The organism is Reichenbachiella sp., assembly GCF_039941815.1.
GTDB lineage: Bacteria > Bacteroidota > Bacteroidia > Cytophagales > Cyclobacteriaceae > Reichenbachiella.
Genome location: NZ_JBDVDW010000032.1, coordinates 452706 through 475814, shown reverse-complemented (window position 1 = coordinate 475814; position 23109 = coordinate 452706). Strand labels below are relative to the sequence as shown.

At 40.7% G+C, this 23109-nt stretch carries 22 protein-coding genes; 11 read left to right on the top strand and 11 right to left on the bottom strand.

The window, feature by feature from the left end; translation table 11 throughout:
* The first annotated feature begins 101 nt into the window (after positions 1-101).
* The 4 genes from ABJF11_RS09330 (at position 102) to ppk2 (ABJF11_RS09315) (ending at position 3852) form a co-directional block, all read left to right on the top strand.
* Entirely contained in the window at positions 102-1772 is a 1671-nt protein-coding gene (locus ABJF11_RS09330) for a formate--tetrahydrofolate ligase (protein ID WP_348119543.1), read from the top strand.
* Positions 1773-1884: 112 nt separating this feature from the next.
* Positions 1885-2190, top strand: a complete 306-nt coding sequence (locus ABJF11_RS09325) for a DUF4286 family protein (RefSeq protein ID WP_348119542.1) — start codon at positions 1885-1887, stop codon at positions 2188-2190.
* A gap of 14 nt (positions 2191-2204) precedes the next feature.
* On the top strand, positions 2205-3053 hold the full coding sequence (gene ppk2, locus ABJF11_RS09320; protein ID WP_348119541.1) for a polyphosphate kinase 2: 849 nt from the start codon (positions 2205-2207) through the stop codon (positions 3051-3053).
* A gap of 10 nt (positions 3054-3063) precedes the next feature.
* Complete coding sequence (gene ppk2, locus ABJF11_RS09315) at positions 3064-3852, top strand: polyphosphate kinase 2 (protein WP_348119540.1); 789 nt, start codon at positions 3064-3066, stop codon at positions 3850-3852.
* Here ppk2 (ABJF11_RS09315) and ABJF11_RS09310 read toward each other — a convergent pair.
* Both ABJF11_RS09310 and serS read right to left on the bottom strand, forming a co-directional pair.
* Positions 3849-4295 (bottom strand): GNAT family N-acetyltransferase, encoded by a 447-nt coding sequence (locus tag ABJF11_RS09310; protein ID WP_348119539.1) that lies wholly within the window; start codon positions 4293-4295, stop codon positions 3849-3851. The genes ppk2 (ABJF11_RS09315) and ABJF11_RS09310 overlap by 4 nt on opposite strands.
* Before the next feature lie 18 nt (positions 4296-4313).
* On the bottom strand, positions 4314-5588 hold the full coding sequence (gene serS / locus ABJF11_RS09305) for a serine--tRNA ligase (protein ID WP_348119538.1): 1275 nt from the start codon (positions 5586-5588) through the stop codon (positions 4314-4316).
* 295 nt (positions 5589-5883) lie between these two features.
* Here serS and rho point away from each other — a divergent pair, with 295 nt between their 5' ends.
* On the top strand, positions 5884-7494 hold the full coding sequence (gene rho / locus ABJF11_RS09300) for a transcription termination factor Rho (RefSeq protein WP_348119537.1): 1611 nt from the start codon (positions 5884-5886) through the stop codon (positions 7492-7494).
* Positions 7495-7771: 277 nt separating this feature from the next.
* Positions 7772-8506, top strand: coding sequence for a hypothetical protein (locus ABJF11_RS09295; protein WP_348119536.1), 735 nt, complete (start codon positions 7772-7774; stop codon positions 8504-8506).
* A 56-nt stretch (positions 8507-8562) separates the two neighbouring features.
* On the opposite strand, the gene recG is transcribed toward ABJF11_RS09295, so the two are convergent.
* Genes recG through mutY form a run of 5 tightly spaced genes read right to left on the bottom strand, consistent with a single transcriptional unit; the run spans position 8563 to position 14154 of the window.
* Positions 8563-10659, bottom strand: a complete 2097-nt coding sequence (gene recG, locus ABJF11_RS09290; RefSeq protein WP_348119535.1) for an ATP-dependent DNA helicase RecG — start codon at positions 10657-10659, stop codon at positions 8563-8565.
* Between the two features lie 9 nt (positions 10660-10668).
* Positions 10669-11244, bottom strand: a complete 576-nt coding sequence (gene gldD, locus ABJF11_RS09285) for a gliding motility lipoprotein GldD (protein WP_348119534.1) — start codon at positions 11242-11244, stop codon at positions 10669-10671.
* Complete coding sequence (gldE, locus tag ABJF11_RS09280) at positions 11241-12563, bottom strand: gliding motility-associated protein GldE (protein WP_348119533.1); 1323 nt, start codon at positions 12561-12563, stop codon at positions 11241-11243. Before gldE ends, gldD begins: the two co-directional genes overlap by 4 nt.
* A gap of 22 nt (positions 12564-12585) precedes the next feature.
* Entirely contained in the window at positions 12586-13035 is a 450-nt protein-coding gene (locus ABJF11_RS09275) for a single-stranded DNA-binding protein (RefSeq protein WP_348119532.1), read from the bottom strand.
* A 36-nt stretch (positions 13036-13071) separates the two neighbouring features.
* Positions 13072-14154, bottom strand: a complete 1083-nt coding sequence (gene mutY / locus ABJF11_RS09270; protein ID WP_348119531.1) for an A/G-specific adenine glycosylase — start codon at positions 14152-14154, stop codon at positions 13072-13074.
* Between the two features lie 105 nt (positions 14155-14259).
* Here mutY and ABJF11_RS09265 point away from each other — a divergent pair, with 105 nt between their 5' ends.
* Positions 14260-14550 carry an HU family DNA-binding protein gene (locus tag ABJF11_RS09265; protein WP_348119530.1) on the top strand — a complete coding sequence of 97 codons (291 nt, stop codon included), beginning with the start codon at positions 14260-14262 and terminating at the stop codon, positions 14548-14550.
* A 474-nt stretch (positions 14551-15024) separates the two neighbouring features.
* Positions 15025-16575: an Rne/Rng family ribonuclease gene (locus tag ABJF11_RS09260; RefSeq protein ID WP_348119529.1), complete on the top strand. Its 1551-nt coding sequence runs from the start codon at positions 15025-15027 to the stop codon at positions 16573-16575.
* An 18-nt stretch (positions 16576-16593) separates the two neighbouring features.
* On the opposite strand, the gene ABJF11_RS09255 is transcribed toward ABJF11_RS09260, so the two are convergent.
* Positions 16594-17229: a porin family protein gene (locus tag ABJF11_RS09255; protein ID WP_348119528.1), complete on the bottom strand. Its 636-nt coding sequence runs from the start codon at positions 17227-17229 to the stop codon at positions 16594-16596.
* A 91-nt stretch (positions 17230-17320) separates the two neighbouring features.
* On the opposite strand from ABJF11_RS09255, the gene ABJF11_RS09250 reads away from it, so the two are divergent.
* Positions 17321-18349 carry a gliding motility lipoprotein GldB gene (locus tag ABJF11_RS09250; RefSeq protein WP_348119527.1) on the top strand — a complete coding sequence of 343 codons (1029 nt, stop codon included), beginning with the start codon at positions 17321-17323 and terminating at the stop codon, positions 18347-18349.
* On the opposite strand, the gene ABJF11_RS09245 is transcribed toward ABJF11_RS09250, so the two are convergent.
* Positions 18339-19514: a glycosyltransferase family 4 protein gene (locus ABJF11_RS09245; RefSeq protein ID WP_348119526.1), complete on the bottom strand. Its 1176-nt coding sequence runs from the start codon at positions 19512-19514 to the stop codon at positions 18339-18341. The two genes, ABJF11_RS09250 and ABJF11_RS09245, sit on opposite strands and share 11 nt — an antisense overlap.
* 79 nt (positions 19515-19593) lie before the next feature.
* Here ABJF11_RS09245 and ABJF11_RS09240 point away from each other — a divergent pair, with 79 nt between their 5' ends.
* Complete coding sequence (locus ABJF11_RS09240) at positions 19594-19956, top strand: hypothetical protein (RefSeq protein ID WP_348119525.1); 363 nt, start codon at positions 19594-19596, stop codon at positions 19954-19956.
* Positions 19957-19965: 9 nt separating this feature from the next.
* On the opposite strand, the gene ABJF11_RS09235 is transcribed toward ABJF11_RS09240, so the two are convergent.
* Entirely contained in the window at positions 19966-20373 is a 408-nt protein-coding gene (locus ABJF11_RS09235) for an OsmC family protein (RefSeq protein WP_348119524.1), read from the bottom strand.
* A gap of 130 nt (positions 20374-20503) precedes the next feature.
* A complete protein-coding gene (locus tag ABJF11_RS09230; RefSeq protein WP_348119523.1) occupies positions 20504-21502 on the bottom strand; it encodes an adenosine kinase in 999 nt (332 codons plus the stop codon).
* Positions 21503-21647: 145 nt separating this feature from the next.
* Here ABJF11_RS09230 and asnS point away from each other — a divergent pair, with 145 nt between their 5' ends.
* Positions 21648-23099, top strand: a complete 1452-nt coding sequence (gene asnS / locus ABJF11_RS09225) for an asparagine--tRNA ligase (protein ID WP_348119522.1) — start codon at positions 21648-21650, stop codon at positions 23097-23099.
* Positions 23100-23109: the final 10 nt, after the last annotated feature.

Below are 23109 nucleotides of genomic sequence, written 5' to 3'. Positions count from 1 at the left end.
AACCTCTAAAAAAATATGATAACTTGGTTTCTGAGTAAGACAAAGGTTTTTTCGATTGCCTTGATTCGGCCTTGTTTTACATGATATAAAAACACTTACCTATGAACTCGGATTTAGAAATTTCCAAGAAAGCCACGCTAAGACCGATAGCAGAAATTGGCCAAAAACTTAATATCAATGAGCAGGACTTGATCCCTTATGGCAAGACCAAGGCAAAAATTCCTCTTACCTATATTGATAAATCAAAGTATAGCAAAAACAATTTGATCCTGGTATCGGCCATTTCGCCTACACCGGCAGGAGAAGGAAAGACCACCATGTCTATCGGCTTGACTGAGGCATTAAATAAAATTGGTAAAAATGCAACGGTTGTGCTTAGGGAGCCATCTCTTGGTCCGGTTTTCGGAATCAAAGGCGGAGCTACAGGCGGTGGGTATTCTCAGGTACTCCCGATGGAAGATATCAATCTGCACTTCACCGGAGATTTTTCTGCTATCGAAAAGTCTAATAACCTGCTGGCCGCACTAATTGACAACAATATACAGAATAAGGAAAACTCCTTAGGCATAGATCCAAGAACCGTCACCTGGAAGCGCGTGATGGATATGAATGATCGATCACTTAGAAATCTGATCGTAGGGCTTGGAGGGACTACCTCAGGGGTGCCTAGAGAGACTGGTTTTGATATCACAGCGGCATCAGAAATAATGGCTATACTCTGTCTGGCAGAAAACTTCTCTGATCTTAAAAAGCGACTGGGCAATATATTCATTGGATTTACCTACACTAAAGAACCCATCTATGCTCGCGATCTCAAAGCTAATGGAGCTATGGCCGCCCTACTCAAGGATGCCATCATGCCCAATTTGGTGCAAACCATGGAAGGAAATCCAGCAATTATCCACGGCGGTCCTTTTGCCAATATTGCACAAGGTACGAATTCAATTATTGCCACAAAGACAGGGCTCTCCTTGTCTGACTATGTGGTGACAGAAGCTGGATTTGGGTTTGACTTGGGAGCAGAAAAGTTTTTCGATATTAAATGTGTATCTGCGGGGCTTTCGCCAAAGGCTGTGGTACTTGTGGCTACGGTCCGTGCACTTAAATATCATGGAGAAGTACCCGTAACAGAACTGAAGGAGGAGAACCTGGAAGGACTGAAAAAAGGGTTAGCCAATCTGGAGAAGCATATAGAGAATATTGGATTATTTAACATCTTGCCTGTGGTGGCCATCAATAAATTTGCTACAGACACTGATGCTGAAATTGAAATCATCAGATCAAGATGCGAGGAGCTAGGTGTCAAGGTAGAAATTGCTGATGTCTGGGGTCAGGGAGGCAACGGAGCTATCGAGCTAGCACGAGATGTTGTCGCCACTGTGGAGGCCAACAATGTGAAATTCACACCCATGTACGATTGGTCTTTGCCGGTAGAAGAAAAGATTGATATTCTGGCAAAGAAGATCTATGGAGCTAAAGCAATTGACTATTCTGCCAAGGCCAAAGCAGACCTAAGAAAAATTGGACGATTAGGGTTAGCCGGACTGCCTGTATGTATTGCAAAAACACAGAAATCACTTTCTGACAATCCTGCGCTATTAGGCAGGCCCAAAGATTTTGTGGTAACCGTGCGTGAAATAGAAATTGCAGCAGGCGCTGGTTTCTTGGTCCCAATCACAGGATCTATTATGCGCATGCCTGGACTGCCAGAACATCCGGCCTCCGAAAAGATCGACATTACAGATGACGGCAGTATTGAAGGCTTATTTTAGATTCTCTCTAAGCTTAAATATTTCAAATAAGGTGCGGAAAATCATATAATCATATGCGATAGCTCTTTTCTAGTCACTCTTAACGAACGTTTATTCTAATTAACTTTATCATATGATATTATACAATGTTACAGTCAGTCTCGACGAAAATATAGAGGCGGATTGGCTACAATGGATGAGGGAGGATCATATCCCAAAAGTGATGGATACAGGTTTTTTCGTAGAAAGAAAGATCTTTAAACTACTCTCACATGAGCAGGAAGGTGCCATTACTTATGCCATCCAATATTTTGCGGAAAGCATAGAAAAAATCAATGAATATCAGAACAATTATGCTGAAGGCCTACAGTCAGAGCACACTGAAAAATTCAAGGACAAATTTGTCGCCTTCCGAACCATGCTCGAACATGTAGAATAATAAACACGATCCAAATGAAATTTACGGCCAGTCAACTTTTAGAAGTTAATACCAGAAAAGAACTGATTGAGGTCGCCAAGATCAACAAAATTCCAATTGATGGCGTACTTGAAAAATTAAAATATGAGATTGAACTGGAACGCCTGCAAAGTGAATTGGTAAATCTGCAGCAGTGGATCAAGAAGAAGAAAATGCGGGTTTGTGTGATATTCGAAGGGAGAGACGCAGCCGGCAAAGGTGGATCAATCAAACGATTTAAGGAACATCTAAATCCAAGGTATTCAAGAGTCGTGGCGCTCACGAAACCAACAGAAGTGGAGCAGGGCCAATGGTACTTTAGACGGTACATAAAGGAGCTACCCAACCCTGGGGAAATAGTCTTCTTTGATCGGAGTTGGTACAATCGTGCTGTGGTAGAACCTGTCATGGATTTTTGTACCGAAAAGCAATATGACAAATTTATGATTCAGGTGCCTGAGTTCGAACACCTACTCTATGAAGACAATGTCACAATCATCAAATTTTGGTTTTCTATTTCTAAAAATGAACAGAAGAAGCGTTTTGAATCCAGAATGAACAATCCATTGAAAAGATGGAAATTTAGTCCTGTCGATATGAAGGGACAAGAGCTCTGGGACAAATACACACATTACAAAGAGCAGATGTTCAGCAAGACCCATACGAACTTTTGTCCGTGGACTATAGTCAAGACAAACAATAAAAAAGAAGCTCGCTTGGAAAGTATCCGTCACGTACTCTCGAAATTCAACTATGAAGGAAAGGGAGAATCAAAGATTCAGCTATTACCTGATCCAAACGTGATTATGCGATATCATAGAAGTGCTTCTCAGATCGATATCTAAACTCAAGGAGATGAAACCAAAAAGTCTAACAAATGAAGATGTAGCACTCATCAACTCTAAGAGAGGATTGGAAGTGCTCCTGAGTGCCAAGAAGGTAAATATCTCAAAGCTACTAGAGAAAACCAGATATGAAGAGGAATTGAGAAAGGTTCAGGCAGAGCTGATCAAGCTGCAAACCTGGGTAATCAAAAACAACAAAAAGATTGTGGTCATATTTGAAGGCAGAGATGCTGCAGGTAAAGGGGGTGCAATCCGAAGAATTGTAGAACACCTCAATCCAAGGCACTTTAGGATAGTGGCGCTGAATATCCCTACCGAAGACGAGAGAGAGCAGTGGTTTTTGCAGCGATACATCAATAAACTGCCCAAGCCTGGTGAAATTGTCTTTTTCGACCGAAGCTGGTACAACCGTGCAGTAGTAGAACCAGTCAACGGATTTTGCTCTGAGCAAGAATACAAGACATTTATGTCACAAGTGAATGGGTATGAGCAGATGCTAATAGACTCTGGTATATTCCTGATTAAGTTTTACTTTTCTATTACTAAGAAAGAGCAGGCGCGTAGATTCAATGAAATCAAAAAAAGCCCGCTTAAGCAATGGAAGATGACTCCGGTAGACGAGAAGTCACAGGAACTTTGGGAAGACTATACCTTTTATAAAGATGCTATGTTCAAGACGACGCACACTAAGGAAGCACCATGGATCATAATAGATGCCAACAAAAAAGCGGAAGCAAGACTAGAAGCAATTAATAATATCCTAAAGGCGATTCCATTCAAATACTCACTGGATGACTAGCTAAAATCAATGTGACAGTTGAGCCATTCGGCATCGAACGTAGCCTCATACTTTTTGTAGAAATTGATAGCAGGCTTATTCCAGTCCAGCACCTGCCACATCATCCCGCTGGCTCCCTCCTCCTTGCCGAAGGCTATCATTTTGTCAAATAAGATTTTGCCAGCTCCCTTGCCGCGTACTGCTTCGGTCACAATCAGATCTTCCAGATACAATCGCTTGCCCTTCCAGGTCGAATAGCGCCAGTAGTAGACAGCAGCGCCAACAATTTTATCTTCATTTTCGATCACAAAAAAACCGAATACAGCTTTAAGTCCAAAACCTTCAATTTTCATCCGCTCAACGGTGTTCACCACTTGCTCTTCGGCGTTTTCATAGATCGCCAATTCTGTGATGAGCTCCAGGAGTCTTGGTAGGTCAGCTTCTGTTCCTTTTCTTAGATTCATTTCTGTTGATCGTATTTGTTACGATATAGTTTCAAATCCTGTGTAGGGGTGTAGGGCAGCAGGTAAATTTATTCCAGAATCCGTCTGTCCATTTTCAAGCAACGCCGCTATTATTCTAGGTAAGGCAAGCGCGCTACCATTCAGGGTATGCAACAAATGCTTGGCATTGTTTTCATCCCGATATCTAAGCTTCAATCTATTGGCCTGATAGTTCTTAAAATTACTCACAGAGCTCACCTCCAACCATCGCTGCTGAGCTGCTGAATATACCTCAAAGTCATAGGTGATGTTAGAGGTAAAACCGAGGTCTCCTGCACAAAGCTTGAGAATTCGATATGGCAATTCTAGTTTTTTTAGTAGACTTTCCACGTGATTCACCATTTCCTTTAATGTATCAAAAGAGCGATCAGGGTGTTGAACCTGGACGATCTCTACTTTATCAAACTGATGTAATCTATTGAGGCCTCTTACATGTGCGCCCCATGATCCAGCCTCTCTTCTGAAACAAGGTGTGAAGCCCACATTTTTTATAGGTAGATCCTTCTCATCGATAATTACATCCCTATACAAATTGGTAATAGGCACCTCTGCCGTAGGTATAAGATACAAATCCGAATCAGAGATATGGTACATCTGCCCCTCTTTATCAGGGAGCTGCCCGGTGCCACGTCCAGAGGCCTCATTGATGACGACAGGAGGTTGAACTTCGCTATAGCCCGCTTTTTCTGCCTCATCCAAAAACATATTGACAAGCGCACGTTGCAGTTTGGCACCTTTGCCCTTGTACACTGGAAATCCAGCCCCTGTAATTTTGACACCCAGGTCAAAATCTATAATGTCATATTTCTTGATTAGCTCCCAATGAGGAACTGCATTTTTCCCTACTTTGGGTAGGTGGTCTACTGTATAGAGTACCTCGTTGTCCTCCTCGGTGTTTCCTGCAGGGACTTCAGGATTGGGTATATTCGGAATTTGATATAGCGCTTCATCCAAAGCAGTCCTAGTATCTTCCAGCACCTGACTCAATTCCTTACTGCTTGATTTTAGCTCAGAAGTCTTTTGTTTGGCAGCGTTGGCTTCTTCGTGTTTGCCCTCCTTCATCAATAGGCCAATTGATTTAGACATTTTATTTGACTCGGAAAGAATTTCATCCAGTTGGGTCTGAGTACTTTTCCTTTTCTCGTCCAATTCTATTACTTCCTGCAATATGGCAGCTGCATTTGCAATACCCCTCTTCTCTAATCCGGCAGTATACTCTGCTTGATTTTCTCTGATGTCTGAAACAATTAACATAAGGCCTAATTTTTTTGAATGGCAAATTTATAGGATCAATCGAGACACGCCCTATAATAAATCAAAGAATCGGGCAGGAAATAATCATAATGAGCCTAAAAGGTAAGAATCAAATAAATTTGAGTAAATTTGTGTAGTAAAATTAGTTGTCATATAATTGTGGCACTTATATGCATTGAGGCCTAGGGCGCTATCCAGCAATCAAAATTGGCCAATCTTCATTACTATAATATTTCAAAAATATTTCATATCAAGACGCTTATATCATTAAGCACTATTCTACTAATAAATTATCATGTACAAAATTGAAGAATTGAATGACAGGCTACTTTCTGAGCTAAAAGAAATTGCAGAAAGCCTGGGCATCAAAAACTACAAGAAAGCTGCTAAAAAAGATCTTGTCTACAAGATTTTAGACGAGCAAGCGATCAATCCAATACCAGCAGCAGAGAAAAAAGCGGAAGAACAAAAGAAGGAAAAACCTGTAGAGAAAACAGCTTCTAAAAAAGAACCATCAAAGAAAAAAGAATCAAAATCATCTGATGACCTGCTAGGCTCATTCAATCTTGAGGCAGAGGCCAAAGGATCTGAGACCAAAGAAAAATCGGAAAAAGCTGAAGATTCGGAAGACAATTCGAACAACGAGCCAAAAGCTGAGTCGAAAGGAAAAGCTCCAAGAGAGAAAGAAGAGCGAAAAGACAAAGGAGATAGAGCTGACCGTGGGGAGAAAAGAGACCGAAGACCTGATCAGAAATCTAAAAAGGCAGAATACAACGAAAAAATTAAGGAGTTTGACGGAGTCATAGAAAACGGTGGTGTACTTGAAATCATGCAAGATGGCTATGGGTTTTTGAGATCAGGTGATTACAATTACCTGGCGAGCCCAGATGATATATATGTATCTCCATCTCAAATAAAATTGTTTGGACTAAAGACTGGAGACTCTGTATTGGGCCAGATACGTCCACCAAAAGACGGTGAGAAATATTTTGCACTACTTAGAGTAAGCTCGGTCAATGGAAAAACTACTGAGGAAATTAGAGACCGGGTACCATTTGAATACCTGACTCCACTTTTCCCAGAAGAAAAACTAAACCTTTGCTACAAGCCAAGCGATTATTCTACCCGTGTTATGGATATGTTCTCGCCTATTGGTAAAGGCCAGAGAGGTATGATCGTGGCACAGCCTAAGACAGGTAAAACTGTACTTTTGAAAAATGTCGCCAATGCCATTGCCGAGAATCATCCGGAAGTTTATCTTATGATTTTGCTCATCGATGAACGTCCAGAAGAAGTGACTGACATGGCAAGAAGCGTAAAGGCGGAAGTAATTGCTTCTACCTTCGACGAACAAGCCGAAAGACATGTAAAAGTGGCCAATATTGTTCTGGAGAAAGCTAAAAGAATGGTAGAATGTGGTCACGATGTGGTCATCTTGCTAGATTCTATAACCAGGTTGGCAAGAGCGCACAACACTGTTGTACCTTCCAGCGGAAAGATCCTTTCTGGCGGTGTGGATGCCAATGCCCTGCACAAACCAAAGAGATTCTTCGGAGCGGCAAGAAATGTCGAAAATGGCGGGTCACTGACTATTCTAGCTACTGCTCTGATTGAGACAGGATCTAAAATGGACGAGGTTATCTTTGAAGAATTCAAAGGAACAGGTAACATGGAACTACAGTTGGACAGAAAACTATCCAACAAACGTGTGTACCCAGCGATCGATATTCCTGCATCTGGTACCAGAAGAGAAGATTTGTTGATAGACAAAGAAGAACTTGCACGTATCTGGATTTTGAGAAAATTCATGGACGATATGAATTCAAACGAGGCTATGGAATTCTTGCTCGGTAAGATGAAAGGCACCAGAAACAACCAAGAATTCTTAGTGTCAATGAACGGGTAATACCGTTAGACAATATTTATGTGAAAGCCATTTCGATAATCCGAAATGGCTTTTTGCATTATAAGTCTTCTCAATTATAATATTCTAACACTTTAGGGCGAACTGAGATTGATTTGAACTAAGTGTATTTTTTTATAAATTTAGTTCCGCTATCCAAATACAATAGTTCATTTTATCTATATTTGGAAATAGGGTGCGTCATTCTATCTGAGAAGTGAGAAGGATATAATCTGGCGCAAAACAATATTAGAATCCACTATTATTAAAGCTTAACGCTATGAACAAAATTGATCAAAGTTTACTTGATACCTGGAATTTATACGGCAACATGGTTGCGTATGCCATTGCAGGTATAGGTTTGTTGATCCTAATCGGTCATCTATTCAAACTAATGATCACAAAGGACTATAAAGCAAAGTATGACTATATCAACATGTATGAGATCAATTTGCTTTGGTATAGTGCATTGCTCATCATTATTGCTTTGGCCGTCTATGCAAATACATTGGTATCAGAATCAGGCATGATGTGGTTTTTTGTGAGACTTTTTGTTAGCACTATGTTTGCAATTATTGCAGGCGTTATCATTCAAAACATCTTGAAGTTTTACTATCCTTTCTACATTGAAAAAAGGCTCAAGTTGCTGAGATTCGCTCCAAGAATTTCACCTGAAGGCCGTCCAATGAAATTGCTAAGCGAAGAAGAGGAAGATGTCTACTTAGATGAAGGAATGCAAGCTGAAGAGGATGCATTTTCTGTAGATTATGATGTATGGATCGATGAAGAATCAGGATTTACCAAAATCGAAAAGTATAATGGTAGACTACACGCCCTTAAATGCAATGAGTGCAATTACCAAACCCTAAAAGTAAACAGAGAGGAAATTGTACAATCAGCTACAGCAGAATCTGATGGGGAGCTTGTTAAGTACTTTACCTGTGGCTATTGTGGCCATAAGGAAAAGAAGTCTTTTACTATCGCCAAATTAAAGGCCCCGACGGAAGCTGGTTGATAGCAACTCTCTATAAAAAATTTAGAACCACTCCCAATCGAGTGGTTTTTTTGTTTCTATGAAATCGCACTCCATTTTAGACTGGCGATTTGCCCCTTTTTCAAATTTCTGGCAATAAGCTGATGATCCAGAGACTTGAGTTCTGGGTCCTCCTCGATGATTTGTTCGGCTAGAGCCCTTGCCCTCTTTAGCAGCTCACCGTCAGTAGTAAGATCCGCCACTTTTAGATCCAATAATCCACTCTGCTGCGTACCCATCAAATCACCAGGGCCACGTAGTTCCAGGTCTTTTTCAGCAATTTCAAAACCGTCTGTTGTAGATACCATGCATTTGATTCTCTCCCTTGCCTCCTTTGAAATTTTCTTGCCGGTCATCAAAATGCAAAATGATTGATCAGCCCCTCGTCCTACTCGACCACGAAGCTGATGGAGCTGAGATAAACCAAAACGCTCAGAGTTTTCGATAACCATCACAGATGCATTTGGAACATTTACACCTACCTCTATCACCGTTGTGGCTACCATAATCTTGGTCTCGCCTTTGACAAATCTGTCCATTTCGAAATCTTTATCCTTAGATTTCATTCTTCCATGCAGGATACTCAAGGGAATTTTGGGAAATGCTCTGGAGATACTTTCGTATCCATCCATAAGATCTTTGTAGTCAAAGGCACTGGATTCCTCTATCAGCGGATAGACTATATAGACCTGCCTACCCAAGTCGATTTGGCTTTGAATAAATCCAAATAGTTTCAATCTCGAAGAATCTGTCAAATGAGAGGTTTTAATAGGTTTTCTTCCTTTTGGAAGTTCTAGAATGGTGGATACTTCCAGATCTCCGTAAAGAGTCATAGCCAGAGTCCTGGGAATAGGCGTGGCCGTCATAACCAGGACATGAGGGTATACGTGCTTGTTTTTCTGCCAAAGCTTAGCCCGTTGAGCCACTCCAAATCTGTGTTGCTCATCTATGACTGCCAGGCCCAGTCGATTGAATTGCACATCATTTTCGATTAGGGCATGCGTGCCCACCAGAATATTCAGGCTTCCGGATTGCAGCTCCTCCAAATATTCTCTTCGTGCACTTTTTTTGGTAGAACCAGTGATCAGCCGAATGCTGAGTCCCAGTTGATCGCAGTACTCAGAGAGGCCCTGATAGTGTTGGATAGCTAAGATTTCTGTTGGTGCCATTATAGTGGTTTGAAACCCACTGCCGATGGCTATTAGCATGCAGACAAATGCGGTAATCGTTTTGCCGCTCCCTACATCGCCTTGCAATAGACGATTCATCTGATAGCCTGACTGTAGATCCGTGTATATTTCTTTGATTACCTGTTTTTGGGAATCAGTAAGCTCAAAGGGAATATGATGGCTATAAAAATCATGAACCAAATGACTTTTTTGAAAGATGATACCCTTGTGTATTTCTTTCTGGTCGGACTTTTCTTGAAAAATCTTTAGCTGGATAAAAAACAACTCATCAAACTTAAGCCGGGATAGAGATCTTTCGATTGCCAGCTGGTCTTTCGGGAAATGAATTTCTGACAAGGCCGTTTTAAGATCTACCAAGCCCATAGATTGCAGAATTTTAGGGTCGAGTGTTTCTACAGGTTGGAATCTTGTATTTTGAATTACAGCGTGCATTATTTTTTGTATTGCCTTGCTGTCTAGATACCTTTTCTTGAGTTTTTCGGTAGTTGCATATACTGGAGTTAGGCTTTTCTTTCCAGATTCATTGGATGGAGTGATAACTTCAATCTCCGGGTGACTGATAGAATATTTTGTTTGGAACAGGGTGGGCTTACCATAAACCAAATAGGGCACACCGGTCTTTAGCTTACCTTTTATCCAATTCACACCTTTGAACCAAACCAGCTCAATCCTTCCGGTACTATCTCGAAATGTAGCCGTCAATCGTTGTTTTCTGGCGGATCCTACAATACTCAGCTTGTCGATAATGCCTTTGATCTGGACTTGATCATGAACGTGGCTGATTTGATCAATAGTTTGAAATTGTGATCGGTCCTCATATCGAAAAGGAATATGATTCACAAGATCTTCTATGGTTTGGATACGGAGTTCATCATTCAAAAGCTTGGCCTTGACTGGCCCAACGCCCTTGATAAACTCAATTTTGGTATCCATATAGCTAGACATGCTGATGGATTATTGATCCCAGGTGAGAGTATTCAGCATGTGCAACATGTCCATTTTTACATAGTTGATTACCGGACGCAGTGAATCATTTTGAGTGGCTGTTTTGAAGTATAACGCACACCTTAGAAAGTGCTTCGAAGAATCCGTGACGTGGAATTGAAACTGCGTAGGAACCTCCCCTGACAGTTCCATGACGGTCGCTTTTATTCCGTTTTTAAGAGTGATGACACTTTCGTCAATGGCGTAAGCTTTTACTCGATGCTCAGAAGTGAGTCTATACGAGTCACTCAGGTACTCTTCAAGTTTTGACCGGTCATTGTTTACAGGCTTGTAAGTCACCTGAATGTTAGCCCCTAATTTTTCGTAATACATATCAAACCAATAGCGTTCGGCGATCCAGGAACTGTCTTTTAGAATGATTGCTTGCGTAGAGTACTCCATCTGGAATGGGAAGGAGTCCGCTAGCATTTGGTATTCGGCCGGAGCCAATTCTATCCGATTAAACCCTTTTGGTTTTGGATTATGGTTTTGTTTACCACATCCTATCAACAATAAAACCAGCACCCAATACCCTCTTCTCATCATCTTGAAATATGAACTCTCACTTTAATAATTCTCTTGTCATTTACAGCCACAGTCGTGAACAGAAATTTATCGAATACGATTTTCTCCCCGGCATTAGGAAGCATAGCATTGATTTCAAGGAGGAGGCCGCCCAACGATTCGCTTTCACCTTTTACCTCATCAAATGATTTGTGATCTACGCCTGTCAGCTTGCAAAAATCCATCAAAGAGGTTTTACCCTCAAAAATAAAGGTGTTGCTGTCTAGTTTGCTGTAGGCGATGTCGGACTCCTCATCAAATTCGTCATTGATTTCTCCTACGATCTCTTCTATCACATCTTCCATAGTGATCAGTCCTGAGGTACCACCATATTCGTCTACCACTATGGCTATATGAATTCTTTTTTCCTGAAAATCCTTAAATAAGGTGTCTATTTTCTTTGTTTCAGGCACAAAGAAGCCGGGTCTCAAAAGCGTTTGCCATGCAAAATCCTCTTCTTCATTGACGTGTGGTAGCAAATCCTTGATGTAGAGTATGCCTTCGATTTTGTCAATCGTTTCTTTGTACACGGGGATTCTTGAATAACCAGTTTTATTGATTTGATTCATCAATTCGTGGAAGTCAGTTTCCAAGTCGATAGCGGTGATATCCATTCGAGATTTCATAACCTGCTTCACTGATAGTGTGCCAAAATTTACAATGCCCTTGAGTATACCTTTTTCTTCTTCGGTAGTTTCATCTTCTGCGGCGAGATCTAGCGCTTGGTTTAAGTCATCTACTGATACTACATAGCCTCGGCGTTCGATTCGACGCTCAATAATGTTGCTTACTTTAATAAGCAACCAGGCCAATGGCTGAAACACTCTAAAGGAGACAGCCAGCAACGAAGCTGTGCGCCTGGCAAACACCATATTGTTTTGATTGGCATATACTTTTGGTACAATTTCACCCAAAAAAACCATCAGAAAAGTGATCACTACAGTAAGAGTGACAATAATGGCCCCACCTGACAAAACCTCTCCCAGCAGAGCTGTTGTAACGTAGGTTGAAAGCATAACAATTGAGATATTAATGAAATTATTCAATATCAGAATCGTGGCCAATAGTTGTTTGGGGTGCCTCAGCAAGTTTGCTATTTTCTTGCTCGATAGATTATCTGCGTGGTCTGCATCTAAGAGCTGATCATGTGAAAGTGAAAAATAAGCCACTTCAGATCCAGATACCAAGGCTGACCCCAAAAAAAGGAGGGCAATGCTAAAAAGGCTGGTTATCAACAGATAGATATCACCGCTCGTAAGTAGAGCAGTCATCACTATATTTCCCAGGAGTGGGTCGTCCATTAGTGTATTTTACAGTTTCAGGTTAGAACGGAAGATCGTCGATTTCGTTCGACTCCTCTACTGGAGCCGCAGCCGTCGGTGCTGCGCTGCTTTCATTTGGTTGACTTGCAGCAGGTGCTGCCGTAGCACCTTCTGGTCTCGATGGTCCTCCCAGAAGCGTCATCTCCCGACCTACTACTTCCGTGATGTATCGAGTGACTCCTTCTTTGTCTTCGTATGATCTTGAAGTCAATTTTCCCTCTATGTATACCTGATTGCCTTTGTTGAGATACTTTTCTGCAATCTCAGCTAGAGGTGTCCATAGTACCACATTGTGCCATTCCGTATTGGTCACCTTTTCACCCTGCTTGTTTTTATAGGTTTCACTGGTAGCGATAGAAAAATTTGCCACCGCTCGTCCATTTTCCAGATGTCTGACTTCTGGGTCTTTTCCCAGATTTCCCAATAAGATTACTTTATTTACTCCTGCCATGTATTCTATTTCTTAAGGTAGATTCGCAATATTAATTTACTTACAAAACTCATCATTCAAAAACAATTCTATTGGTTTTGGAACCGCGTAGTTCTTTACACTCTTCAGTAATATAGAATCCAATTCCCTGTCCTCACTTATCTGCTCGAATGACCGCTGATCCAATGCTTCATACACATGGAATCTAATATGTAGTTGTTGGTGAGTCAATTGATGCACAATTTCTTCAGATGAGTACTGAAGTGTTGTGTTTTCAAAGTTACTGCTTTTTGAGCTCTTTTCAGCTTCTTCTAGATCGAATTCGAATAGCCCAGTCCAAATATCACCAGAAGGTCGTTTTCTCATCAATAGATGGCCCTTGTAGGTAATAACATGATAGTTGAAATAGCGATGCTTAATTTTGATTTTCTTTGATTTTACTGGAAGCATTTCAATCATCTCCTGCTCATAAGCAAAACATGATTTTGAAAAGGGGCAATCTTCGCAATTAGGCGACTTGGGAGTGCAGACCGTCGCACCGAATTCCATCATGGCCTGATTAAAATCCCCGGGAGACTGATTGGGGATAAGAGATTTGGCCTTCTCAAAGAAAACGCCGAATGTACTGGATTTAGCTATGTCATCCGCTATGCCAAATAGCCGCGACAGCACTCTGAATACATTTCCATCAATGGTAGGCACGGCCTCATCAAAACAGATAGAGGCAATAGCAGCTGCTGTATACTTGCCTACACCTTTGAGGTTTTGTAGCTCTTTATAATTGTCTGGAAATTTTCCATGGTACTTTTCAACAACAGCATGAGCACAATCGTACATGTTTCTTGCCCGTGAGTAGTATCCAAGTCCTTGCCAGAGTTTTAAAATCTGATCAAGGTCTGCCGAAGCAAAGCTTTCAATTGAATCGAATTTTTCAGAGAATTTGAGATAGTATGGCAGGCCTTGATTTACTCGGGTTTGCTGAAGAATAATTTCCGACAACCAGATGAAAAATGGGTCCTTAGTATCTCGCCATGGCAGATCTCGCTTATGGATTTGATACCAATTCAACATGACTGTAGAAAACCATTCTGCGTGTATACCAGCTGGGCCTGATTTGAAAGCCGTCTTAATATTTCTCAATAATTGATTTTTTGTGTTTATTTGCCCTCTGAAATCGTTGAATTTCAGGCAACTAAATTAGTTTGTAAAATATTTATCTTATTATTAATATCTAAAAAATTAGAGGTGACAAAGGCAGATGTGATCAACGAAATAGCGGAAAAGACAGGTATCGATCGATTGGACGTTCAGGCATCGGTGGAGGCTTTTTTTTCTGTGGTTAAAAATTCCATGGCTGAAGGCGAAAACATTTATGTTCGAGGATTCGGGAGTTTTATTAACAAAAAGAGAGCTAAGAAGATTGCCAGAAACATCTCAAAAAATACAGCTATCATAATTGATGAGCACTATATTCCTAGTTTTAAGCCGTCGAAGGTATTCATTGAGAAAATAAAAAGCAGTAAGAAAATTGGTTGAGCCCAACCATTGATTTGAGTGAATTAAGAGGCTTTTCCTGAGCCCAGTTAAATTAACAATTCCGAACATGCTTTAGTAGCTAAATTTTTTTCTTCCAATGAAGAAAAAAAATACTATCTTTGCGGACTGTTTAGAGGAGCCTTGTGCTTTTTAGAGAATTTAAAACTGCGTTGAAATTCTCACAAACAAGAAATTAAAGAATTGAATAATCGTTCCATATTTTAAAAAAGCAAAGAACGGTTAGAAAAAATAAATGCGACGACGACCTTTTTTTGGAGAGTTGAAGCGATGAGATTAAACGAAATTAGAACATTTAAAGAAATTAGATTATGCCTTGCGGTAAGAAAAGAAAAAGACATAAGATATCTACTCATAAAAGAAAAAAGAGGCTAAGAAAGAACAGACACAAGAAAAAATAATTGTGCTTTCTTGGGTTGTTTGAATTAATATTTGAACCTATAAAACATATCAATTTTGAGTAACGAATTAATAATAAATTCAACTCAGAGTGGATGTCGAATAGCCCTTTTAAAAGATAAAAAATTAGCCGAGTTTCATCAGGACCATGATGGACATCAATTCAATGTAGGCGACATTTATCTTGGATCAGTAAAAAAAGTTGTTCCAGGATTAAATGCAGCATTTGTAGACATTGGATACGAAAAAGATGCCTTCCTGCATTATTTGGATCTCGGCCCCCAATTGCAATCATTAATGAAATGCACCAAGCAGATCATTTCCGGTAGAATTACCGGAAAGAATCTGAATGGCTTTAAAAGATTGCCCGATATCAATAAGTTGGGGAAAATGAACCAGGTTTTGACCAAAAACCAGCGTGTTCTCGTTCAGGTTGTAAAAGAACCTATATCAACAAAAGGGCCTAGATTATCCAGTGAGTTGTCGATAGCCGGAAGATACTTGGTACTCGTACCATTCTCCGATGCTGTCAGTGTTTCCAAAAAAATTGGGGACAGCAATGAAAGGAAGCGTTTGCTTCGATTAATTACCTCCATTAAACCCGAAAATTTCGGAGTTATCATAAGAACGGTTGCTGCCGGAAAGGACGTTGCCGAGCTTGACAGAGATCTCAGCGGTTTGGTAGAGAAGTGGTCTTCAGGAATGCAAAAACTGAAGAAAGCTAAACCAAATGAGAAAATCATTGGGGAAATAAATCGCGCGAACTCTATACTTCGTGACGTATTGAATGAATCCTTTGACAGCATTGTAGTAGATGATAAAGCACTCTATAAGGATGTCAAGACATTTATTCAAGATATCGCACCGGACAAAGAAAAAATTGTAAAGCTATATACCGGCAGGGTCAAAATGTTTGAATCCTATGGTATTGAAAAGCAACTCAAAGGACTCTTTGGACAATCGGTAAGCATCGACGGCGGTGGATACCTAATTATAGAGCATACTGAAGCCCTGCACGTTGTAGACGTAAACAGTGGCAATAAGTCGAACGCTGAGGACAACCAAGAGAATACAGCGTTAAAAGTCAATCTAGATGCAGCCAAAGAAATCGCAAGACAATTGCGACTTCGGGACATGGGAGGGATCATAGTAGTAGATTTTATTGACATGAGAAAAGCGGAGAATAAAAAGCTGCTTTATCAGAAAATGAAGGACGAAATGAAGACTGATCGTTCCAAATTTACTGTGCTGCCTTTATCCAAGTTTGGGTTGATGCAAATCACAAGACAAAGAGTAAGGCCAGAAGTTGACATCAAGACCAGAGAGGTTTGCCCTGCATGTAATGGGACAGGTAAAATCACAGCCTCTATTCTTGTAGCTGATCAGGTTGAAAAAGACCTTGAGCATCTTATACAAAAACAAAACGAAAAGAAGTTGACCATATCGCTTCATCCATATCTATATGCCTTTTTTACCAAAGGCATGATTTCAAAGCAATGGAAGTGGTACTTCAAATACAAGAGATGGGTCAGTCTGGTAGAGGATTCCTCTATGCCGCTGACACAATATAATTTTCTTAACGGATTAGGAGAAGAGATCGAACTTTAAGTTCGATCTTTTTTTTATCTAGAACTTGAGGCCAATCTTTAGATCCAGCATGTCCATTTTGGTAGTGAGCGTATTAGGAGCAAGTGATGATTTCACAATATCTACTAGTCCTCGATCATAGAATATACCGCCATAAAACACCGTATTAACTCCAGCGCCATATTCTACACCAAACCCTCCGGTAAACGAACAATCGAACATGTGAAATTCTTCTATGAGCGTGTATTCTTCTCTGAATGGTTCGTCAAATAATTTTATTTCTCCTTTAAACCCCAGCTGAAAAAAAGCTTTGATATCAGGTTGTATCTCACTGGTGAATAGTTTGATTGTAACAGGAATTTGGAGGTAGTGTACTTTGTATTCTTCCGTGAACGAGCCTGACCCATCTGTAGGTGTGATCGTATATCCCGCACGCTTTGGAGCAAAGATCAGAGCTGTATTGAAAGCATAGTTTTCAGAAAGTAAAAAATCTGCTTCCAGACCAAATTTGAATTTGAGCTTTGAGCCATCATTGGTGATGTCTAGTAGAGGATCTGATTTGTATTTCACCCGGTTCATAGAGATACTCGGGCCTACGACCAGACCCAACTGAGGCTGAGCATAGATACCAAAGGAAATTAGGAATAGTAAGGTGGCAAGGACAATATTCTTCATGAGAAATTAAAATAAATAAATAGTTTTGTCATTCTTTTAATACGGCCTCTAGTTAGAGGTCTTATCCGTTACAAATCTAAAGTCCATACGATTGAAGCAGCTAACAATTTATCAATTAATTCTAATAAAATGTGCGGTCATACTGCTAATTCTCGGACTGCCCGCCTGTGAGGGCACAAAATGTACCGAAGAAAACAGGTATGAGAAGGTGTCGGTCGACCTGAAAGTAGAAAGACTGGAAGATCAGCTGTCCGATTTGAAGGATGTAGACGATGTGCTTCGATTGTTTCAGCAGAATAGGGTAATGGCTGATTATTTCCTGGATGCTAACCAATATCCTAACGATACCATTTTGGCTAAAAGACTTTTTCGTCTCTTGCAACAGCCATCGATTGACACATTGATGATGGATACGAAATCTTATTACTCGGACTTTGACCAAAACGTAAAAGAGCTGACATCGGCCTATCAGTTTATAAAGAGTAATTACCCAAATCAGGAGGTTCCAAAGATTCAAACCATAATCACTGGATTTTATAACGATATGTACATTTCGGACTCCTTGATCGTAATTGGACTTGATTATTTTTCCGGAGAAAATGGACGCTATTTTCCAAATGACATTCCAAGATATATTGTAAAAAGGTACATGAAGGAGAGCTTAGCTCCTATAGTGCTGAGCTTCGTTTCAAACGAATTCAATCTGGCAGATCAAACACATGGCACACTACTGGCCGATATGGTGAACCTTGGCAAATCCTACTACTTCGTCGAGCAAGCCTTGCCTTGCAAGGCAGATTCGCTGATCATTGGTTATTCTTCCAAAGAAATGGAGGCCGTTCTCAAAAATCAGGAAGTAATATGGGCCAATCTTATTGAAAATGAACTCCTCTATGAAACCAGCCATTATTTGAAAAACAAAATTATTGGCGAACGACCCAATATCGCAGAGATCAGCGAAAATTGTCCCGGTAGAGTTGGTGGATGGATAGGATGGCAAATCGTAAGAAGGTATATGGATCAAAACCCTGATGTTTCTTTTACCGATCTAATGGCAGAAAGAGATGCGCATAAGATGTTTCAACAATCAGGATATAAGCCAAGAAATATCAATGACTGACTACCGTTTGAATGAACCGCAATTGGGTTTCGGCTTGCATACCAAGCTCAAACCGAGATTCTGCGAGTCTTCTGGCGTTGCCTTGATAAGTTGACAACTTCACGGGATTGTGAAGAAAACCAGACATCTCGGATCGAAAATCATCAGCAGATCGAACGACTACACCACAGCTATTTGATTCAATCAATTCTCCAATCCAGCCATTAAAATTGGTGATGATCAGTTTTCCTGCCGCCAAAGCGTCAAAGAATTTGTTCGGGCTACCAGTGTGAAGCGATTCAACATCTGCAAATGAGACAAACATAGCATCGGTAATATTGATTATTTCCAGAATTTTGGTTTTATCCATGGCTTTGTAAAGCACCAGGTTATTAAGATTTCTCTTTTCTGTCAAATGTTCGATTTTCTTACGCTCAGCACCATCTCCAACAATCAAAAACTGAATGGGCAAATCTTGTACTTGTGCAGCCAAATCAACTAGTCGACTTAGATCATTTGCCATTCCGAATGTGCCAGTATAGCTAATAACAAACTGATCGTCGACTTTATATTTCTCTACTAATTCAGCCTTCTTCACAGCAGGCTTAAATCTTTTACAATCGGAGATATTGTAGACCGTTTCTATAGGTACGTTTGGGGAGATCCTCTGTAAATGGGCTGAGATGGGGTCTGATAGACCAATGAGCCCTTTGGCCTGTCGATAGAAAATGCGCTCAGCCAAGAGAAGCAGCTGCATTTGCCATCTCTTCTGAATAAGTCCCAGGTCGATAGGCACCTTGGGCCATAGATCGCCTACTTCGAAAACATAAGGCCTTCCTAGAAAGACCTTGTTGAACAGAGCGATGATACCAGTAGAAAGAGGAGTGGTCATGACATAGCACAGGTCAATGTTTCGGTGCTTAACTGATTCTATTATCGCCAAAATCATAAATTTCATGAATGCGATTATTCTACGACCAAATGACATCTCATTACCATACCTAACAGGCAAATAGATTACCTGCAAGCCCTCTATTTCCTTAGCAACTCTGCGAGAATTGTTATGTGTTGTAATCATGAGCACTTCATGATTTTTTTTTACTAATTCTCTCGCCAGAGAATAGGACCTGATGCTCCCACCCTCCATGGGGGTTTTGAAATACTGATGAATGTATAATACTTTCAAGAGAATATTTTTCCGTAAGGAATTTGTTATTTTAGTATACCAACTAAAATATTCCAACGGATACTAAATTACGCGGAGCATGAGCGAAAAACTAACAGTAAGGCTAAAAACACTCCATTGTTTTCAAAATGATGAGGAGAAATTTGATGACATTTTTCTCAAATTCGACAAAAAAAAGATCTGGCCTAAAGATAAGAAACACGAAGACGTACGGGTCAACACCAAGCATGATCTTGACATTGAACTTTCAGGACTGACGCCTAACGAAAGGGTAGGGATAGAAGTCTGGGATCATGATGTACTATCGCCTAATGACCTCCTGGGTACTGCTTTTATTGTGCCTGACCAGCCCGGCGGACCATATACCGTTGATATGCAGCCTATAGACGACAAAGAAACTGCCCGCTATAGTATAGATTGGGAGATTCTCTGGCCACGCTAGAAGAGTACTCTAGCGAGTGATCTCTACGCTATGGGTCAACTCTATATTTGGGTCTAATGAAGCGGCCACGCTGCAGTACTTGTCCACGGCCAGTTCAATTACCTTCTCGGCTTCCTTATCAGTCAGATCAGGGGAACTAATAATATATTTGATGTGGATTTTTGTGAACTTTTTAGGGTGAGTATCTGCTCGCTCTGCGGTAGATTCTGCTTTGAGATTGACAAAGGTTCTGCGCTTCTTTTTGATCATAGAGACGATGTCCACTGCGGCACATCCGGCCAGAGCAGACAGCACCAGGTCCATCGGTGATTGATTCTTTTTATCAGCTTGAGGATACATATCCATAGCGACTGTATTTCCAGCCTGATTGGTCGCTTCGAATTCATTGTCAGCCTTATAAATAAGCGTAGAAGTCATACTCATGTGTTTTGAATTAATATGCTTGTCAAAAGTATTGTGATTATACCTATCCAAACACATCCTTAACGGAATTGTTTTAAATGGTGACAATAATCAGAATTTCAATTGTGAATTGTGTTCAGCGTCTTTAATCTTCGAATAGGTGGTTCAGAATTTCTTTGGCCTGATGCCACTCTAATCTTGGACCAAATTGAGAAACCACTTTTGACGAGGCCAAGCTAGCGATTTTACCTGCTTCCGCATAAGAGTGACCATGCGTGATACCGTAGAGAAAAGCTCCGGCGAACATGTCTCCGGCACCATTCGTGTCGATAGCATCCACCTTGTAAGATTCAATGTCTACAAAAGTATCTCCATCGAAGATGGTGGCACCGTTTTTACCTAGAGTAATAGCAAATCTTTTAGCGATTAGTTTTAATTCTTCTCTAGCTGCAAGCAAATTGTCAGCTCCAGTGTAAAGTAGTGCTTCTTCCTCATTGCAGAAGAGCAAATCAACACCGTCTCCTACGACTTCAACCATTTCATTCTTGAAAAACTTCACCATACTAGGGTCTGAGAAGGACATTGCCACCTTCACCCCATTGGCTTTGGCTACTTCCATACCACGGATCATAGCTTCACGACCGGAAGGAGAAGGCACCAGATAACCTTCAGAATAAATATAGTTCGAATTCTTTATCGCCTCCTCGTCAATTTCGTTCGCTGAAAAGTCAGAAGTAATTCCCAAAAATGTATTCATAGTTCGCTCAGCATCCGGAGTAACCATCACCAGGCATTTGCCGGTGATTCCGTCGGGAGCAGTCTGCTTGGTCAGTTTAGTGTCCACGCCGTTTTGTGAGAGATCTTTCAGGAAAAATTGTCCAAAATCATCGTTTGATACCTTGCAGGAATAGTAGCAGCTTGCTCCAAATTGGCTGGAAGCTACTATCGTATTGGCAGCCGAACCGCCTCCCTTCATCATATTTTCATGAATGTCTATGGCATTGATGAGCCTATTTTGATGCTCTTCTTCTACTAGAGTCATCAATCCTTTTTCTACCTTGTGATCTTTGAAAAACTTATCATCTACTTCGAAAACCAAGTCCACCAGCGCATTGCCGATACCATACACATCATATTTCTTCATATTGGGATTATTTAACCTCATTAAAGGTAGTTTTTGCCAGGCGCAAAGAGAATGAAAATTCAATTAATTGCACAGGAACATAAAATACTTTTTTTTTGCGCTCTGCCTTCATTATCAGGTAATTATTGAAATAAAATCAAAAAAAGTGAGCACGGAACGACGTACAAAAATATTAGAGGTCTTGAAATCAGCAGAAGTAGGAGCTGCTTTACTCGTAAAGGGATGGGTGAGGACAAAAAGGCAAAATAAGAATGTGGCCTTTATAGCGTTGAACGATGGATCTACAATTAACAATCTGCAGATTGTGGCTGACCCTGACGTGATCACTGAAGATATCCTGAAACGGATTTCAACAGGAGCGTGTATAGCTGCTAAGGGCGATATAGTAGAGTCACAAGGTTCTGGTCAGTCGGTAGAAATGCATGTGAAGGAATTGGAGGTACTTGGAGAGGCAGACCCTGAAAAATATCCTTTGCAACCAAAAAAGCATTCGTTGGAGTTTTTGAGAGAGATAGCCTACCTGAGACCCAGAACCAACACGTTTGGGGCAGTATACAGGATACGCCATGCCATGATCTATGCAGTGCATAAGTTCTTCAACGATAAGGGATTTTTGAATATTCATACGCCGATCATTACAGCCTCAGATGCAGAAGGCGCTGGGGAGACTTTTAGAGTTACCGCTCTGGATCTCAACAAGCTTCCTAAGACAGATGATGGTGACATCGATTACAAAAAAGATTTTTTCAATAAAGAAACCAACCTTACAGTTTCAGGACAGCTGGAAGGAGAGCTAGCCGCTATGGCACTGGGACAGATTTATACATTTGGCCCAACCTTCAGGGCGGAGAATTCTAATACTACTCGCCATCTGGCAGAATTTTGGATGATAGAGCCAGAAATGGCTTTCTTCGACGCCGATGACAACGCTGATCTTGCTGAGGAGATGTTACAGTATTTGGTACAATACGCACTTGAAAACTGTGCAGACGATTTGGCATTTCTTCATGAAAGAGAGGTGGAGGAAAACAAAAACAAAAAAGAAATTGAGAGGCCAGAAATGTATCTTCTTGATCGATTGAAGTTTGTGGTCGACAACCAGTTTGAGAGGATTACTTATACTGAGGCCATTCAGATTCTGAGAAATTCTAAGCCAAATAAAAAGAAGAAGTTCCAGTATCTGATCGATGAATGGGGTGCTGACTTACAATCAGAGCATGAACGATATCTGGTAGAAAAACATTTCAAAAAACCTGTGATCCTGACGGATTACCCGAAAGAAATCAAGGCCTTCTATATGCGTCAAAATGACGATGGTAAAACTGTAGCTGCTATGGATATCCTATTCCCGGGCATAGGTGAAATCATCGGGGGTTCGCAGCGGGAAGAAAGACTGGACAAGCTTGAGCAGCGCATGGATGAAATGGGTGTGCCTAAAGACGAACTGTGGTGGTATCTCGATACCAGAAAATTTGGTTCTGCACCGCATAGTGGTTATGGACTTGGCTTCGAAAGAATGATTCTTTTTGTGACCGGTATGACCAATATAAGAGATGTAATACCATTTCCAAGAACCCCAGGCAACGCTGAATTCTGATTTTCCGACT

Coding starts and splice junctions, on each gene's coding strand:
- ABJF11_RS09240 (WP_348119525.1), top strand. CDS start 19,594: ATGAGCGAAAAACTAACAGTAAGGCTAAAAACACTCCATTGTTTTCAA.
- recG (WP_348119535.1), bottom strand. CDS start 10,659: ATGTCTAGCTATATGGATACCAAAATTGAGTTTATCAAGGGCGTTGGG.
- ABJF11_RS09275 (WP_348119532.1), bottom strand. CDS start 13,035: ATGGCAGGAGTAAATAAAGTAATCTTATTGGGAAATCTGGGAAAAGAC.
- ABJF11_RS09255 (WP_348119528.1), bottom strand. CDS start 17,229: ATGAAGAATATTGTCCTTGCCACCTTACTATTCCTAATTTCCTTTGGT.
- ABJF11_RS09310 (WP_348119539.1), bottom strand. CDS start 4,295: ATGAATCTAAGAAAAGGAACAGAAGCTGACCTACCAAGACTCCTGGAG.
- ABJF11_RS09230 (WP_348119523.1), bottom strand. CDS start 21,502: ATGAAGAAATATGATGTGTATGGTATCGGCAATGCGCTGGTGGACTTG.
- ppk2 (WP_348119540.1), top strand. CDS start 3,064: ATGAAACCAAAAAGTCTAACAAATGAAGATGTAGCACTCATCAACTCT.
- ABJF11_RS09235 (WP_348119524.1), bottom strand. CDS start 20,373: ATGACTTCTACGCTTATTTATAAGGCTGACAATGAATTCGAAGCGACC.
- ABJF11_RS09330 (WP_348119543.1), top strand. CDS start 102: ATGAACTCGGATTTAGAAATTTCCAAGAAAGCCACGCTAAGACCGATA.
- ABJF11_RS09295 (WP_348119536.1), top strand. CDS start 7,772: ATGAACAAAATTGATCAAAGTTTACTTGATACCTGGAATTTATACGGC.
- ppk2 (WP_348119541.1), top strand. CDS start 2,205: ATGAAATTTACGGCCAGTCAACTTTTAGAAGTTAATACCAGAAAAGAA.
- ABJF11_RS09325 (WP_348119542.1), top strand. CDS start 1,885: ATGATATTATACAATGTTACAGTCAGTCTCGACGAAAATATAGAGGCG.
- serS (WP_348119538.1), bottom strand. CDS start 5,588: ATGTTAATTGTTTCAGACATCAGAGAAAATCAAGCAGAGTATACTGCC.
- gldD (WP_348119534.1), bottom strand. CDS start 11,244: ATGATGAGAAGAGGGTATTGGGTGCTGGTTTTATTGTTGATAGGATGT.
- rho (WP_348119537.1), top strand. CDS start 5,884: ATGTACAAAATTGAAGAATTGAATGACAGGCTACTTTCTGAGCTAAAA.
- gldE (WP_348119533.1), bottom strand. CDS start 12,563: ATGGACGACCCACTCCTGGGAAATATAGTGATGACTGCTCTACTTACG.